The sequence below is a fragment of the Bradyrhizobium sp. NBAIM08 genome, assembly GCF_020193935.1.
In the GTDB taxonomy this organism is placed as follows: domain Bacteria; phylum Pseudomonadota; class Alphaproteobacteria; order Rhizobiales; family Xanthobacteraceae; genus Bradyrhizobium; species Bradyrhizobium yuanmingense.
Genome location: NZ_JADYVR010000443.1, coordinates 1 through 439 on the forward strand (window position 1 = coordinate 1; position 439 = coordinate 439).

1 protein-coding gene is annotated in these 439 nt (G+C 51.9%); it reads left to right on the top strand.

What is annotated here, in order from left to right; all coding sequences use genetic code 11:
* Positions 1–439, top strand: a 439-nt coding sequence (locus tag I6F37_RS40340; protein WP_225154426.1) for a peptidyl-prolyl cis-trans isomerase, incomplete at both ends; no start/stop codon positions are given.

Here is a 439-nt window from a genome sequence, read left to right on the forward strand (position 1 = left end):
ATGCGCAAGCAGAACGTCGATCCTACGGAGATGCGTGAGGTCTGGCGAAAACAGGCTACGCGTGAAAAGGTCCTCCAGCGAGAAGTGCAGTCCAAGCTTTATTGGGACAAATCATCGAAACAGCTAAAAGAATATTACGAAAAGCACAAAGCTAAATTCACTAAACCTGAAACGGTTACGCTCAGTGAGATCTACTTGAACTTTGCGGGCCGCGATGAGGCGGCGACGCGGGCGAAGGCGAAGGACCTTGTCGCTCAGATCAGAAATGGAGCAGATTTTGTAAAGCTCGTAACGGAGAACTCCGACCGGCCCGATGCCGCTAAGAATAAAGGCAAGTCAGATCCGATCCCGGTCAAAGAGTTGGATCAGAAGTTTGCCGCCGCTATTAAGGACCTAAAGGTCGGTGGCGTGACGGACCCGATCGAGGTCGACGCTCTTG